18 protein-coding genes are annotated in these 15,623 nt (G+C 35.9%); 5 read left to right on the top strand and 13 right to left on the bottom strand.

All coding sequences use genetic code 11. From position 1 onward, the window contains the following. The 3 genes from ACTB0X_RS13885 to ACTB0X_RS13875 form a co-directional block, all read right to left on the bottom strand. On the bottom strand, positions 1 to 243 hold a 243-nt coding region (locus tag ACTB0X_RS13885; RefSeq protein ID WP_463025644.1), incomplete at its 3' end, for a hypothetical protein. A gap of 328 nt (positions 244 to 571) precedes the next feature. Continuing rightward, positions 572 to 925, bottom strand: coding sequence for a hypothetical protein (locus tag ACTB0X_RS13880; protein ID WP_463025643.1), 354 nt, complete (start codon positions 923 to 925; stop codon positions 572 to 574). Between the two features lie 202 nt (positions 926 to 1,127). Continuing rightward, positions 1,128 to 1,274 (bottom strand): hypothetical protein, encoded by a 147-nt coding sequence (locus tag ACTB0X_RS13875; RefSeq protein ID WP_463025642.1) that lies wholly within the window; start codon positions 1,272 to 1,274, stop codon positions 1,128 to 1,130. 442 nt (positions 1,275 to 1,716) lie between these two features. Between ACTB0X_RS13875 and ACTB0X_RS13870 the strand changes: the two genes are divergently transcribed. The 5 genes from ACTB0X_RS13870 to ACTB0X_RS13850 all read left to right on the top strand — a co-directional run bounded on the left by ACTB0X_RS13870 (position 1,717) and on the right by ACTB0X_RS13850 (position 6,606). After that, complete coding sequence (locus tag ACTB0X_RS13870) at positions 1,717 to 2,109, top strand: HYC_CC_PP family protein (RefSeq protein WP_463025641.1); 393 nt, start codon at positions 1,717 to 1,719, stop codon at positions 2,107 to 2,109. 152 nt (positions 2,110 to 2,261) lie between these two features. Beyond that, a complete protein-coding gene (locus tag ACTB0X_RS13865) occupies positions 2,262 to 2,801 on the top strand; it encodes a helix-turn-helix domain-containing protein (protein WP_463025640.1) in 540 nt (179 codons plus the stop codon). Next, positions 2,801 to 3,229: a hypothetical protein gene (locus ACTB0X_RS13860; protein ID WP_463025639.1), complete on the top strand. Its 429-nt coding sequence runs from the start codon at positions 2,801 to 2,803 to the stop codon at positions 3,227 to 3,229. Before ACTB0X_RS13865 ends, ACTB0X_RS13860 begins: the two co-directional genes overlap by 1 nt. 101 nt (positions 3,230 to 3,330) lie before the next feature. After that, entirely contained in the window at positions 3,331 to 4,029 is a 699-nt protein-coding gene (locus tag ACTB0X_RS13855) for a Crp/Fnr family transcriptional regulator (protein WP_463025638.1), read from the top strand. A gap of 78 nt (positions 4,030 to 4,107) precedes the next feature. After that, a complete protein-coding gene (locus ACTB0X_RS13850) occupies positions 4,108 to 6,606 on the top strand; it encodes a heavy metal translocating P-type ATPase (RefSeq protein WP_463025636.1) in 2,499 nt (832 codons plus the stop codon). 54 nt (positions 6,607 to 6,660) lie between these two features. Here the strand turns inward: ACTB0X_RS13850 and ACTB0X_RS13845 are convergent, their stop codons facing one another. Genes ACTB0X_RS13845 through ACTB0X_RS13800 form a run of 10 tightly spaced genes read right to left on the bottom strand, consistent with a single transcriptional unit; the run spans position 6,661 to position 15,581 of the window. Next, positions 6,661 to 7,458, bottom strand: coding sequence for a cation efflux transmembrane domain-containing protein (locus ACTB0X_RS13845; RefSeq protein WP_463025635.1), 798 nt, complete (start codon positions 7,456 to 7,458; stop codon positions 6,661 to 6,663). A 2-nt stretch (positions 7,459 to 7,460) separates the two neighbouring features. Beyond that, the gene (gene nhaA, locus ACTB0X_RS13840; protein WP_463025634.1) at positions 7,461 to 8,792 is read right to left on the bottom strand and encodes a Na+/H+ antiporter NhaA; all 1,332 of its coding nucleotides are present in this window, start codon (positions 8,790 to 8,792) and stop codon (positions 7,461 to 7,463) included. Beyond that, a complete protein-coding gene (locus ACTB0X_RS13835; RefSeq protein WP_463025633.1) occupies positions 8,777 to 9,133 on the bottom strand; it encodes a SpoIIAA family protein in 357 nt (118 codons plus the stop codon). Before ACTB0X_RS13835 ends, nhaA begins: the two co-directional genes overlap by 16 nt. 55 nt (positions 9,134 to 9,188) lie before the next feature. Further along, positions 9,189 to 9,356: a hypothetical protein gene (locus tag ACTB0X_RS13830; RefSeq protein ID WP_463025632.1), complete on the bottom strand. Its 168-nt coding sequence runs from the start codon at positions 9,354 to 9,356 to the stop codon at positions 9,189 to 9,191. A 17-nt stretch (positions 9,357 to 9,373) separates the two neighbouring features. Continuing rightward, on the bottom strand, positions 9,374 to 10,690 hold the full coding sequence (locus ACTB0X_RS13825) for an APC family permease (protein ID WP_463025631.1): 1,317 nt from the start codon (positions 10,688 to 10,690) through the stop codon (positions 9,374 to 9,376). A 31-nt stretch (positions 10,691 to 10,721) separates the two neighbouring features. Further along, complete coding sequence (locus tag ACTB0X_RS13820; RefSeq protein WP_463025630.1) at positions 10,722 to 11,273, bottom strand: DUF305 domain-containing protein; 552 nt, start codon at positions 11,271 to 11,273, stop codon at positions 10,722 to 10,724. Between the two features lie 37 nt (positions 11,274 to 11,310). Beyond that, positions 11,311 to 13,827, bottom strand: coding sequence for a heavy metal translocating P-type ATPase (locus ACTB0X_RS13815; RefSeq protein ID WP_463025629.1), 2,517 nt, complete (start codon positions 13,825 to 13,827; stop codon positions 11,311 to 11,313). A gap of 19 nt (positions 13,828 to 13,846) precedes the next feature. Next, positions 13,847 to 14,737 (bottom strand): bestrophin family protein, encoded by an 891-nt coding sequence (locus tag ACTB0X_RS13810; RefSeq protein ID WP_463025628.1) that lies wholly within the window; start codon positions 14,735 to 14,737, stop codon positions 13,847 to 13,849. A gap of 58 nt (positions 14,738 to 14,795) precedes the next feature. Further along, entirely contained in the window at positions 14,796 to 15,122 is a 327-nt protein-coding gene (locus tag ACTB0X_RS13805; protein WP_463025627.1) for a hypothetical protein, read from the bottom strand. Between the two features lie 15 nt (positions 15,123 to 15,137). Continuing rightward, on the bottom strand, positions 15,138 to 15,581 hold the full coding sequence (locus tag ACTB0X_RS13800; RefSeq protein ID WP_463025626.1) for a hypothetical protein: 444 nt from the start codon (positions 15,579 to 15,581) through the stop codon (positions 15,138 to 15,140). Positions 15,582 to 15,623 lie beyond the last annotated feature (42 nt).

The raw sequence follows: 15,623 nt of genomic DNA, 5'->3' as shown, positions 1-15,623 counted from the left end.
TTTTGAATTTAAGTTTCCATTTTCAGAATAAGTCACATTTCCTATAAGATTAAACTTCTTATTTTTAAGCCAGCCTAAGGTTCCCCAAATTGAATCTAGTTTTCCAAAATGTTGGTGTTTTACCTTTCTATAAAGTTGAGAACGGGAGTAATCATCTAGTTCTTGATAAGGCATTCCCAATGGAAGAAATGACGCATTTTTATATTGAAAAAGTAAATCGTTAGAAAAATTATGGGTTGTCATGTTTTGAAAATTTTTACGTTGGTTAAGTCTATTTTTATTCTCTATTTTTTTAAACTTAGTTCTGCTATACTTTATTTATAATAATGTGCCTATCTATGTTTTATCATTTACCGTTTGAATGCAATTTCCACTATTCAGAAATCACCTCCATTAAATAATCAGCAGTAGTTACAGCCAATTGGGTATCTTCTTTTATTAATAAATTTTGTACCTCTGCATAAGCGCATAGTGTTGGATTTAATAAATCACTTTAAAATGCATCACCAAGGTACTCTTTTAGCACTTTTTATATTCCTTTTTGGGGATACTTTTCATTATTACATTAGTATTATAATTTTTCCCCTTTTTTCATCGCCACAAATAGCACTTCTACAACTATTCTAAAAAGCTCCTCTCCCTTTTTCTCATTCAACAATGGAAGGTTTATTTCTTTATTTAAAAACATTACCGTAGAATTAATTGCTTCTTTCATTTCCTTTTTATCTCCTAAAATAAATCCCATTGAAATGTCATTCAGGTAATTTAGCAGGTCATCGGATAGTTTTTCCTCTAACTTTTCTATGATTCGATCTATGATTCTTAAAAAGAATTTTTTCTCAGCTTCTTCTCCCAAAAGAGGAATATTCACTTTTTCATTAATTTTTTGTAACAAGTGAACTTTTTGCTCTGGAGTCAATGTCATATAGTTAAAGTTTAGATTTATGAGCAATTATTACGTTGGAAATCCACCTGATAACTGGCTCTTCCTTCCTCCTATTCTCAGTTACTAAAACATCTTGAATCAATTTATTGGAATCCATTATCTTTTTAGCATCTAGCAAATTGTCTCCTTTAGCGATGAATCCTATATCCGACTTTAAGATATTCTGTATTTCTAGAGATCCTTAGGCCTCCATATTAGCAATCGACTCATTCTTAACCTCTACCCCAATTCCTCCTTCTTCAATCGTTATTAAGATAAGAAAGTTTTCTACTGTACTCCTATGAATATTATAGGCGGCAACTCGTTCTTTCGTGAAAATTGATTTCATGTAAATAAATAGATTTGGTTTATTGTTAATTCATTATAGAAAGTATTATAAAAGCAGGAAAGAGTGATTAGTTTTAAAACTCATCAGAAAATCTAAAACACTTACCGCAGCTTAACGTATTTTGAAAGTATTTAAGAGCTAATTTTAACTTTTCTTGTATGATTATGCCAATTAAAAATTTCATAGTCCAATTAAAATTCATCTATATTTCAACAACATAGTTCCACAAAAGCATAAAACAGATAATCAGGAACATTACCAATTATAAGTGATAATTACATCAAAAAAAAGAATGATCATTCAATAAAAGACCGGTTAGGAAGTTTGTTTATCTTAGCACTATTGAAGTATTAAAAAATAGATGTGTTGTATTTATGGGTTGAACACAGCAAAAAATCAAATATAAGAGCTATTATAAAATATATTTTATACTTTTATATTCATGACAAGAATATTTGCAGTCTTAATGTCTTTCATTATTTTAATAAGTTCTCTTAGTTTTAACTTGAGTGCCCACTATTGCTGTGATCAATTAATTAATGTGAAATTATTTGGTGAAGCTGATGCTTGCGCCATGACAAAAGATAGAATTTGCAACGAAGCTAAAATGTCTTGTTGCTCAGATCGTAACTTTTTGATTGAAGGGGAAGAGCACGTTTCTTCACAAGATATTACTAATAAGGAGAATAAAAAAAATGAAATTTTAATTGCAAAACTGAATTTCCCAATATTACTACTAGCAACAGAAAAAGCTCTAGTAGTCAAAACTACGAGATATATCCCTCCCCTCAATATCTGTGACATTTCCGTTCTAATTCAATCATTTCTATTGTAAATCCTATACAATAGAAGCTATTTTAACAAACTATTCTACTATTAATGAAACCATTATAGAAGAGTATACTTTTCATCTTTGAAAAGTAATCAAATTACGTTTCCACTAAATCAAAGTATATTATTTTGGAAAATATTATTCATATTAAAAATATGGTCTGCCCTAGATGTAAATCGGCGGTACAAGCAATTTTGGAAAAATTAGACATTCCATATTCCACATTGGAATTAGGTCTGGTAGAAACTATAAATCCTATAACTGACGTTCAAAAGAATAACCTAGCCACTCAATTAAAAGAAATTGGCTTTGAATTACTTGAATCTGAAAATTCAGTAATCATTAAACAAATTAAAAGTTTGATAATTCATAAAATCCATTATAGTGAGAATGAATTAAAAATCAACTTTTCTGATTATTTAGCTGAAAAAACAAAGCACAACTACAACCATTTAAGTCGTTTATTTTCAGAATCAGAAGGCATCACCATCGAAAAATACATTACCAAGCAAAAAATCGAGAGAATCAAAGAATTGATTTTTAACGATGATAAATCATTAGCAGAAATAGCTTTTGAAATGAATTATAGCAGCTCCGCTTACCTCTCTACTCAGTTCAAAAAAGAAACTGGAATTACCCCTTCTGAGTTTAAAAAAATAAAAGATTATAACTTTCAAAATCTTGACAATCTGTAATGTTAGCAATTAGAAAACAAGTATGCGTTTCTTTTCTACTGTTCTCATTTATGGGAGTACAGCTAATCTCTGTTGGCTGTACACTTATTAATATAATTCATTCAATTACACATATACAACACCCACATTCTGCACATAATCATGGAAGTTCTGATCATCACACTGCTGATGATGAGCCGAAAAACTCCAATGACAAAGAAAAATGTTGTGTAGAAAATTCAAGTATATTCCTATCAGGACTAAAAGTTAATCTAGTTTCTTCGAATCTAACTTTACCCATAACAAGTGTCAAAATATACTCCTTATTTGAAGTGGAGTCGCCTTCTATTCTTTCAATAAAGTCGTTTATTCATCAAATTAGGCCACCACCTAACCTAATCCTCTTTTCTTCCTTTAGACGAGTAGTTCTGCAATCACTTCAAGTTTGATTTTTCAATTATAAGTGTAAGCATGGAATACCTATGCCTACACATGTTTAACCTCCACAATTTTAGAGTAAAACAATCTGAGTAGTAGTAGACTATTATTTATGCAGAATCAATATAAAAAAATTACAGAACATCCTTTATTTAACCACCTTACAGTAGTTGAAAAGAAGTTACTATTGGACGATATGTCACATGAAAGTGCACTCCCAAAAGAGTTTTTGTACAAAGATGATTGTCGGATAAAGCACATATACTTCATTAGTAAAGGAACAATAATTCTAGGGAAGAACTTAGGAAGATCAAATGAATTCACCCATCAACTTACCATGAAACCCTTATTTCTAGGCATTGAATCACTAATTCTAATGAATGGAAACCACCAATTTGCAAAAACGGCCACGAAAGTTTCCTATTCAAAAATTAGCAAGGAATTATTCTATAAGATACTAATGAGTAACCCTCAATTCCACCAGACCATTAGGGGACAGCTTATAGACAGTTTATGCAACTTTGAGAAAAAGTACAGTATCCTTCATTCTAAAACAGAAATCCCAGAACGAATAAAACTGTTCCTTTTGGAGCTAATTATAACAGGGAATCAAACTTCAAATCACTCTCAAAAAATTATTCTACACATGACACATTTAGAGATCTCTAAATACTTACAATGTGCCAGACAATCCGTATCGCTTTATTTATCTAAATTAAAGGCAGAGGGTATTATTAATTATGGAAGAAACTATTTTGAGGTTTTAGATATTGAGAAGTTAAAGAAGTGTAAACTATATATTAGAATCTAAATCTTGTAAGTTTTCTTCAAAATTACATAATACTTGTTCTACTAAATCTTACAAACTTTGTACAAAATATTACCACCCATGTCACACACATATAGCATACACGGAATGACTTGTAACGGTTGCAGAAGTCATGTGGAAGAAATACTCTCTAAGGTTGATGGAGTTTCTTCTGCATCAGTTGATTTAGCAAAATCAGAAGCGACCATCGAAATGGCAAAACACATTTCCATTGAAACATTTCAGGAAGCATTAAAGAAAGATGGTGGAAGGTATAGCATTCATAAACAAGGAGAAATACCCACCACAACTAAAAAAAAACAAAATAAACCTACTGGAGACGGTACAGGAACATTTTACTGTCCCATGCATTGTGAAGGAGAAAAAACTTACGACAAACCAGGCGACTGTCCCGTATGTGGAATGGATTTGGTGGAAGAACAAAGTATAGGTGCTTCTAGCGCTGAGCAATGGACTTGCCCCATGCATCCTGAAATAGTTAAAGACAAATCAGGAGATTGCCCCATTTGCGGCATGGACTTAGTTCCTATGGAAGCAGACCTTTCTTCGGAAGAAAAAACGTTTAAGAAACTGTTGCGAAAGTTTTGGATTGCTGTTGCGTTTACCTTACCCATATTCATAGTTGCAATGAGTGAAATGATTCCAAACAACCCACTCTATTCCTTGTTGGGACAGAAATATTGGAATTGGATACAATTTGGACTTTCCATCCCTGTGGTATTTTATGCGACTTGGATGTTTTTTGAACGTGCCTACAAAAGCATCAAAACATGGAATCTAAATATGTTTACCTTAATTGGTATTGGCGCAGGTGCAGCCTGGATATTTAGTGTATTTGGAATGTTATTTCCTGATTTTTTCCCCGATCAATTTAAAACAGAATCGGGTGCCGTACATGTATATTTTGAAGCAGCCACAGTTATTCTTACGCTGGTACTATTGGGCCAATTACTGGAAGCAAGGGCTCACAGCAAAACCAATTCAGCTGTGAAGGAATTATTAAAACTTGCTCCGAACAAAGCCATCGTTGTAAAAGATGGGGTTGAAGTAGAGGTTTCTATTGATGAGATTAAGTTAAATGACCTTCTTAAAGTTAAACCAGGAGACAAAATTCCAGTTGATGGAGTTATCACTGAAGGAAGTACTACCGTGGATGAGTCAATGATTACGGGAGAGCCACTGCCAGTAAATAAAAGAGAGGGCGATAAAGTAAATAGTGGAACAATCAATGGAAATCAATCTTTTTTGATGAAAGCCGAAAAGGTAGGATCAGACACGCTGCTTTCTCAAATCATTCAAATGGTAAATGATGCCAGCCGCAGTCGTGCTCCGATTCAAAAACTAGCAGACACGCTATCCGGTTACTTTGTACCCGTAGTAGTTATCGTATCTATACTAACCTTTGTTGTTTGGGCAGTTTTTGGTCCCGAGCCAGTTTATGTTTACGCTTTTGTCAATGCAATTGCAGTGCTTATTATTGCTTGCCCTTGTGCGCTGGGTTTGGCTACCCCAATGTCTATAATGGTTGGCGTTGGTAAAGGTGCGCAAAATGGCGTGCTGATAAAAAATGCGGAGGCGTTAGAAAAAATGGACAAAGTAGACACCATGATTGTAGATAAAACTGGAACCATAACAGAGGGAAAGCCTACCGTTGAAAAAATTGGAGTGTTCGGAAATACTTATTCTGAAAAGGAAGTCCTTCAGTACATCATTTCTTTGAATACGATGAGTGAACATCCATTGGCGGAAGCTACCGTTAAATATGGCAAGGAACAAAACACTGAAATAATAAAAGCAGAGAACTTCAACGCTGTTACAGGTAAAGGAGTTGAAGGAAATGTTAACTCTAAAAAAGTAGGCATAGGAAATGCCAAAATGATGCAATATGCGAATGCCTCTTTGACTTCAGAAATGGAAAAAGAAGCCAATTCATTTCAAAAGCAGGGCAAGACCGTTTCTTATTTATCTATTGGTAATGAAGTTGCCGGTTTTGTTGTCATTGGTGACAAGATAAAAGAAACGAGTGCTAAAGCAATTAAGGAGCTTCAAGAAAAAGGAATTGCTGTGATCATGCTAACAGGCGACAATCACGATACTGCTCAAGCAGTAGCAAAGGAATTAAACCTTGAAGATTTTAAAGCCGGCATGTTACCTGAAAATAAATTGCAAGAGGTAGAGAAATTACAAAAAGCAGGAAAAGTAGTTGCGATGGCAGGAGATGGAATTAACGATGCCCCTGCTTTGGCCAAAAGTGACGTAGGAATTGCGATGGGAACGGGAACCGATGTCGCCATCGAAAGTGCCATGATTACTTTGGTTAAAGGAGATTTACACGGAATTGTAAAAGCTCGAAATTTAAGTGATGGAGTAATGAAAAATATCAAACAAAACTTATTTTTTGCATTGGCTTACAACACTTTAGGAATCCCTATTGCGGCAGGAGTTTTATTTCCAATATTTGGCCTATTGTTGTCTCCTATGATTGCTGCTTTAGCAATGAGTTTTAGTTCTGTATCCGTAATTCTAAATTCTTTGAGATTAAGGTCAGTGAAGATTTAAAGAAATGCAAACTTTTCCAAAGTTTGCATTTCTTTGGAAAAGTTTTAGAAACACTTACCTCCCCAATTTCAATATCCTAATTGCACCCCTTACTACAATTCCAAAAATGATTAAACCAATTACTAAGTCAGGGTATTTACTTTGTGTAAAGTAAACTAAAACTCCTGCGACAATAACTCCGCTATTAATTATAATGTCATTAGAGGTAAAAATTGCTGAGGCTTGCATGTGGGCTTCTTTGCTTTTCGCTCTTTGAATGAGGAAAAGGGAAACAGAATTGGCGATTAGGGCTAAAATTGAAATGATAATCATGTTCTGAAACTCAGGAATTTCAGACGTTCCGAAAACTCTTCTTATTAATTCAGCTAAACCTAAAACTGCTAAAGCCATTTGAAAATATCCACTTAAACGAGCTACTTTTTTCTTTTTGGCTATGGCTGCACCAACTGCCATCAGACTCAAAATATAAACCAAAGAATCAGCAAGCATATCTAATGAATCAGCGATTAACCCCATTGAATCTGAAAGCCAGCCATAGATCAATTCAATCAAAAAGAAGGTGAAATTGATAATGAGAACTGCCCACAACATTTTACGCTCATTCGCATTGGTTGATTTTTCAGCTACATAATCTTTAATTGATTCTTCAGAAATTAAAGTGGTATTGAGTTTTAAATCTTCTAAAGCATCAAGAATTAACTTAGAATCTGTTTCATTAACTATGGTCAGTTTCCTATTGGGAATATCAAATTCAAGTTGATGAATTCCATTTAACTCTGACAATTTCATCCGTATCATTTGTTCTTCGGACGGGCAATCCATTTGGGATATTTTAAACGTTGATCTTTTCATTTTTAACTTCTTTTTTTGGTCAATAGCAAAATTATAACTCCTATTATTGCAGCTATTAAAGAAGCAATTAAAATACTGATTTTCGAAACTTTTATTAATTCAGAGTTCGCAAAAGCAAGATTGGTAATAAAGAGCGACATAGTAAAACCGATCCCTGCTATCATACCCATGCCAACGATATGCCCCCACCTCAAAGATGTGTGTAATTCAGCAACACCCAACTGCTTACCAATAAATGCAAAAAGGCTTATTCCTATTACTTTTCCTATTGCTAAACCTAATAATATACCTAATCCAAGTGAACTTGAAATTACCTCTAAAATACTAACATCTAATTTCACACCAGCGTTAGCAATGGCAAAGATTGGGATAATAAAAAAGGCGTTAAAATCAATTAAGGCATTCTCTAATTTTAAAAGCGGAGGTCTAGAGTTCTCTGTATCCACTTGCAAAGCTTTTAGTATTTTTCTTTGACTAATATCTTGCATCGGATTCCGATTCTCAATATCTGTTTTCTCCAGTTCTATGATATTTATGGCTGTACGCTTTTTAAGAATTTTGCTGTCCAATTTAGGTTTTACGGGAATTGTGATGGCGAAAAGAACTCCAGCTATAGTAGGGTGAACCCCTGAATTGAGAAAGCAATACCACAAAGCCAAACCACCCACAATATACCAAATTAGACTTTTCAAACCAAAACGATTACACAACAATAATAACACAAATATGCCAAGCCCTGAAGCAAGAAATATCCAACTAATTTCATTACTGTAAAACAAGGCAATAATTAGTATAGCTCCCAAATCATCTGCAATAGCAAGTGCCACTAAAAAAATTTTGAGCTGCGTGGGAACTCTTTTACCTAGTAACCCAATAATACCCAATGAATAGGCTATGTCGGTCGCCATCGGAATACCCCAACCAACTGAGCTTTCGGCACCTGCATTAAAACTTACAAATATAAGTGCAGGGACAACCATACCTCCAAGTGCAGCAAGTAGTGGCATAGATGCTTTCCTAAATGTCGATAGCTCTCCCACCATAATTTCTCGCTTTAATTCCAAGCCGGCTACTAAAAAAAATATAGCCATCAAGCCATCATTAATCCACTCTTCTATGGTTAAGCTAAAAGTAAAATGATTTGAAATTTCAAATAAAAAATCATCTTTGAGGTAATGATGATAAGCATCAGCCCACGCAGAATTTCCAACTATTAAAGCAAATACAGTAGCTGCAATTAGAAACAAGCCTCCGGAGGTTTCTCTATCTAAAAACTTACTTGCCGTTTGTTTTATATATGTCAGCGTAGAATTGCTATTTACTGACTGATCCATTCTAATGCATTATCTTTATCTGTTAAATTAAAATACTTTACTTCCGAATCTGTAAAAATATTAGTTGTTTTGGCTACCCATTCTTGCCATTTCTTTTTGCCCACGAAAGCCATTTTTCCATAATCTGAAATATGCGAAGCATCTACTTTCATATCTGCCCAAAAGCCCTGCAAATCATAGCCGTGGAAGTCATTCATTTCAAGGTAAAAATCTACTTTGTTTCCTTTTTCGGCAATGCTATGTATTAGTGGATGTAACTTTTCAATATCACTTTTCGAGATTTTATCCTCTAATTTTACGGCGATTAGGTTTTCTTTCTTTGTTTCTAATAAATGTATCATAATTTCAATTTTTAATTAATTAAATTCATAAGTGTAATGGAAGTACATGTGATTTCTATCCCTCCAAATCATAAAACCATTCTCCTGCCCTTATAATAGCTTTTTGTATGGCTTCTTCTGCCGAAATTCGCTTCTTTTCGACAAGTTCTTTGGTAATTTCCAAAGCTTTTTCACGAACTCTAGGATTTAGGTCATTGAGTTCTGTTTTAAAATCTTCGAACATTCAGTTCAAACACTCTATTAATGGTTAAATAATTCCTTTTCTTTTTCAGCATCTATGTTCTTTTTCGGTTTTTTATCCAAAAAATAATCTAATACAATGCCCACTAAAATGACTCCCACAAACGTGGCATATACTTGCCAGTCAAATTGAATTACCAAAGACAGGCTAATGAGTATCGCTAAAATTGGCAGTATCGGTACTTTTCCAATAGATAAAGGTACTTTGAAAGGCCTGCCTTTATCGGGTGCTTTGAAACGCAATACGATAAGGGCAATATTCACTGCGACAAAAACTAGTAGTGCACCTAATGATGACATTCCCGCTACGATTTTAATATCTCCCAACAATATAAATCCCGCAACTGCCGCCATAACCAAAATGGTTGTAACCCACGGTACTTTTTGCGCATTGGTCTTGGTCATTAATTTTGGAAGTTCGCCCACGCTTGCCATTCCAAAAAGTAGCCTGCTTATGGAAATAATTCCGCTAAAGGCCGCATTGGCTGTGGCAAAAAGGGCTGCAACCGCCAAAACAACAGGCAACCAACCGTTGAGATTGGATGCCGCAAGAGAAAGTGGCGAATCCACTTTTGCCAATTCTGACGGGTCGCTTATGTTAAGTACCGTAAATGATATGAGCAAATAGATAATGGTCGTAAACACCATCGTCAATAAAAAGGCACGGGGAATGGTCTTGCCCGGATTCTTTACCTCGGAACCCAAAGCTGCCATATGTTCAAATCCTGTATATATAAAGAATAATGTAGCCGTAGCCGCCAAAGTTCCGGAAATTGATTCTACTTTAAAAAACTCTGCCTTGGGTGGACCAGTTTCCATAAGTCCAAACACTATCAATAGCAACAACCCCAATAGTTGAATGCAGACCATTATAATATTTGCTGTAGATGATTTTTTAATGCCAGTAATACTTAACAATGAGAGCAATATTAAAATGCCATAACTAATCAAAAGAGAGGGTACGCTAAAAAATGTATTGAAATAACCTGAAAAAGCAAGTAGCACCGCGGCGATGGTGGCCGAACTGTGAAACGCAATTGTCCAACCTGTCAGAAAAGATGGAATGTCAATTTTAGGAAAGGCTTTCCGCACAAAAATAAATTCTGCACCAGCATTAGGATAGCTAGAGGACAATTCTGCATACGACATTGCAGAAACACCAGCTGCAATTGCAGCAAAAATAAAACTCAACCAAAGGTCTGTGCCTGCCTGGCCAGCAGCTGCGCCAATGACGGTATAGATGCCTGCCCCTACAATGGTGCCGACACCGTAGAAAGTGAGTCTAAGGGTTCCCAACGATTTTTTTAGTTCTGTCATACTTTTTGCGTTTAGTTAATGCCGTAGCCTCCTACTCTGTCAGATTTCGTGTTTCTTTTTCAAGAGAACCTTCAAACTTAGGCAACGATCTGTTTTTCATTTCATCTTCTGTTTCTACCAAACCATTTTTTCTTATATCATTTATCAACCATTGCATTTCCATAATTTCCCTACGTTGTGCTTTAATAATTTCATCGGCTAATTTTCTTACTCGTACATCCTTAATTTGTGCACGATCACTTGTAAGAATAGCAATAGAATGATGTGGGATCATTCCTTCCATGTAGTCAACACCAGTAACTGTGACTTGTGTTCTTACTAATCCGATTCCTCCAGCAATTAGCAAAATACCCAGTAAAATGACAGTAAAATTGACACTACGCTTTTTGTACATATTTAACATAAACAACAGCATAATGATAATCATAGATCCAGCCATAATGAATGTCATAAAAAGCCTTGTTTCACTAAACCAAAAATGGTCAATGATTTGATAAGAGTTGGTGTACATCAAAAAGTACATTGCTACCATAGCGGTTGCAATCATTCCAAAAAATTTGAAGTAATTATTTTCGTTTTTCATTGTATTTAATTTTAATTCATTTATTTAAATTTGGTTATTACTTTTTATAAGCCAAAAGCCTTAAAGCATTAAAAACCACTAATAATGTAGAGCCTTCGTGTATAACGACTGCAATACCAATGCTTGCCCAACCCATAATGGTTGATGGAATAAGTAGAGCAACAATACCAAGGCTGACCCAAAGGTTTTGCTTAATAATGGCTTTTGCCTTCCTGCTCAGGCCTATGGCAAAGGGCAGGGTTTCCAATTTATCGGCCATAAGGGCAATATCTGCGGTTTCAAGAGCGACATCGCTGCCCGCTGCTCCCATGGCAATTCCCACTGTGCTGTTAGCCATTGCTGGAGCATCGTTCACACCATCACCTACCATCGCTACTTTAGATTCTTCCTGTTTTAATTTTTTAATTGCTTCCACTTTCTCCTCGGGCAGTAAACTTCCCCAGGCATCGGTCAGCCCAATTTCTTTGGCTACAGCATCGGCAACTTTTTGGTTGTCCCCGGTTAGCATTATCATCCGCTTTATACCGATTTCCTTTAATTTTTTCAGTGTTTCCTTGGCTGCTTCCCTTGGGGTGTCCATCAGGGCGATGATACCGATATATTCTTTGTTCCTTCTTATGAGCATCGTGGTATTTCCGCCACCTTCCAACTCTCTAACTTTGGATGTTACTTCTTCGGATGGTTTATCGCTGTCCAAATCTTCATATAGGTCAAGATTGCCAACATAGATTTGGTCATTTCCCAAGGATGCTTTAATCCCTTTTCCGAGAACCGCTTCCAAATCTGATGCATCGGGAATTTCAATACCTTCCAAACGCTCCCTGCCGTCACGAACCACGGCTTTGGCCAAGGGATGGTCGCTCAAGTTTTCAACAGCAACGGCTATCTTTAACAGTTCATTTTCTTCAATATTCCCTAATGGTACTACTTTGGTAAGTTTAGGCTTGCCTTCGGTAAGTGTACCTGTTTTATCGAAAGCCAAGGCAGTAATCACTCCTAAATCTTCCAGCGGTCGCCCGCCTTTTATGAGTACGCCACCCTTTGCAGCTCTTGCAACACCACTTAATACGGCACTTGGTGTTGAAATTGCCAATGCGCAGGGACTTGCGGCGACCAATACCGCCATTGCACGGTAAAAACTTTCACTAAAAGGTTCATCAATCACTAAGAATGCAAACAATAAAATACCGACCAAAATCAATACCGATGGAACGAAGTATTTTTCGAATTTATCGGTCAGCAATTGTGTAGGCGATTTTTGAGTCTGTGCCTCGTTAACCAATTTTACCAAGCGAGAAAGCGTAGAATCTTTTGCTTCTTTAATGACCTTAATCTCCAAGGTGTTATTGCCGTTGATAGTTCCAGCGAATACACGATTTTCGTCTTTGATATCATCGTCTGCCGAATAATCCTTGCCCGTATCTTCCACGGAAATTTTGTCTACAGGTACACTTTCTCCGGTAATTGGTGCTTGGTTTACGCTGCTTTTTCCATTGACCACGACACCGTCAGCCGATATTTTACTATTTGGCTTGACCACTATAATATCGCCTATACTTAATTTTTCAATCCCGACTTCTTCTGTCTTGCCATCTTTTTTTAGCAAAGCTGTTTTTGGTGCAAGGTCTGCAAGCGCAGCAATGCTTTTTCTTGCCTTGTTCATTGCATAATGTTCCATAGCATGTCCCAAGCTGAATAAAAACAATAAAAGTGCACCTTCTGCCCATTCTCCCAGAATGGCGGCACCTATAGCAGCAACAAGCATTAAAAAATCAATTTCAAAACCGCCCTTGGCCACAGTTTGAACCGCTTCTTTAGCAGTAAAGAAACCACCGAAAAAGTAAGCGCCTATGTACAAAGTAAGACTGACCCAATCCGGGATGGATTCCACATAAGAAAGCCCGAAGCCTATTCCGAGAAGTACCCCACAGGTAATGGAAAAAATAAGCTCCGTATTTTTTCCAAAAACCCCACTATGTGAGTGATCGTGATCTTTACCCTCTTCATGATTATTGTCTTCTTCACCTGTTTTATGATCATGCTCTTTATCAGTTTTTTGAGGTTTTATTTTAGTGTCTTGTTTCAGATACTGCTCTGCACTAACCTGAGTATCTGAAAGGTCCAAACCTTCTTTTCGCAAGCCTTCGAGTATTTCAGCCTCATTGGTCTGAGTGGTATCAAATTCCAATCGTATCATACCGGAACCTGAGACAGCGGCTTCCAGAATTCCTTCTTTACTCCGTAGGTTTCGCTCTATGTTACGGGCATGTCGTATATGCCTAATACCTTCCACTTCAATAAGTTTATGACCAAACTTTTCTGTAATTTTTGCTCCGGTTTGCTCCGCTAGTTTTTGAATCTGGTCAAGTGATATCAACTCAGAATCATAGTGAAAACAGAGCTGCGGTACACCATTGTCGGTTTCATCAGCTACATGTACTTTATTAAGTCCTTCTTTGCCTTTTAATTGTGTGATGAGCTTTTCTACACATTGGTCTTTTTCATCAGGTACTTCGGGAAGTATCAGAGGTATTTTTATTTTTATTTTTTTCATATCATAAAATTTTGTATTCTTAGAGAACGTAATATTTATCTGATTCTACTTTTGAAGGAATATCCTTCTCTCCAATCATTTGCTTTAAATTAATTTCAATTGTTTCTGCTAAATCTGTCATTGGGGTATCCAAGGGTTGATTTTCGAAAGGGTCTTGCATCAGAATTGATGTTTTTTCAATAGCTAAAAAAATAATTGGGATACCGATGGTCAAACCTATCTCTACTGCCAAATATTGGTCTGATAACCCAAATGGAAGCATGGTAGCAAATACATAAATAATGGTATGAATGAGCAAACTATGGGCTTTAGGAAATATAGTGTTTTTTATACGCTCACATTTTCCCATAGAATCGCACAAACGAGCTATTGTGCTATCTATTTGAACTTGCTGAAAATCATTAACCATATTGTTTTCTTTTGCTGCTAATAGCGTTTCAGAATGTTCCGAAAGTAATGCATTTGGCAGGTTAAAAGCATCAATATTGTTCGTATCAAGATATTGCTTTATCCTATCTGAGTTAGGCAATTTTCTTAATGCTTCGCCAAGGGCATAACACCAAATTATCTGACGATGGGTCATTTGCTTTACCGTTAGACCATAGTTTTCATGGGTTCTGTTAAAAAAAGAAACGCACTGTCTTATGAGTGTTCTAGAATCGTTTACAATTGCTCCCCAAATAATTCTTGCTTCCCACCAACGCTCGTAAGCTTGATTGGTACGAAAACCAAGGAGTAAAGCCACAGCGGTGCCAAAAACCCCTGTAATTGCAATTGGTACAGATATGTTACTCAAAAAACCGTATTGATCTAAAATACCAATAGATATGGCATAAGACACAATAAATATAATGTCATATTTAATGTATTTAAGAAAGGACCAGATGGATATCCGTTTGTTTAAGAGCATTTTGTTTGTTTATTTTTATGTTTTAAAATTGTTTGCTTGTAATTTCCGTTTATACTTTTCATTCTTGTTTATGCTGGTGCTCAAACTTCTTTCCTATTTTTTGTATAATTGGATAGATGAAAATAGCAATGGCAGAAAGGAAGACGATTCCAGAATACATTGCATAAATCCCAGAAAAAAGTTTACCTGCATTGGTATTTGCTTCGTCTAATGGTCCCATTCCCGTAAGAATCATTGCGGCATTTAAAAAACTATCTATCCAACTTAAGCCCAACAAAAAATGATACCCCATCATTCCTATACCCAAAGAGGCTGTAACGATTATCATCAATATTACCGTACTATTGAATATTTTATGATATAGCATATCGTTCCAAGTTCCCATATTTTTTTTATTAAATTACTGGTTGTCCAATTTTAAAACCATTTGTGCAAACTGCACTTCTATGGCATCATCGATACCTTTTATGATGGAATCCAAGCCTGTATCAGCCACCAAAACCTGTCCTCTGGCACTTATCAAACACGACATACTTACACCTTGTTCAATATGTGTAATGGTTGCTTTAAATTGTGATTTAAAGGCTTTTCCTTGATAAGTAACATCTATCAGCCAATTAAAGTCGATAGGGTCGTGCCGTTTTGACAAAAAATCAGCAGAAGGCACCGTACCGGTAAACCGAAGCATTAAGGGGTCTTCCTCCCCTGCCAGCATAGCTTTAATTTCAGGGTTGTTGGTCGATAGCGTTTTAAGGTCGAGTACTCCATTCACGATTTTGGTATCATAATCAAGATATAAGGCCAATTTATGGCTTTCTGCCTTAAAGGGGACACTATCAAGCATTGCCATCATCTCAACGTGGCCTTCTTCGGTCCTGTAAATTTT

It is taken from the genome of Acidiluteibacter sp. (assembly GCF_055129545.1).
This window is presented reverse-complemented; position numbering and strand designations above follow the sequence as displayed.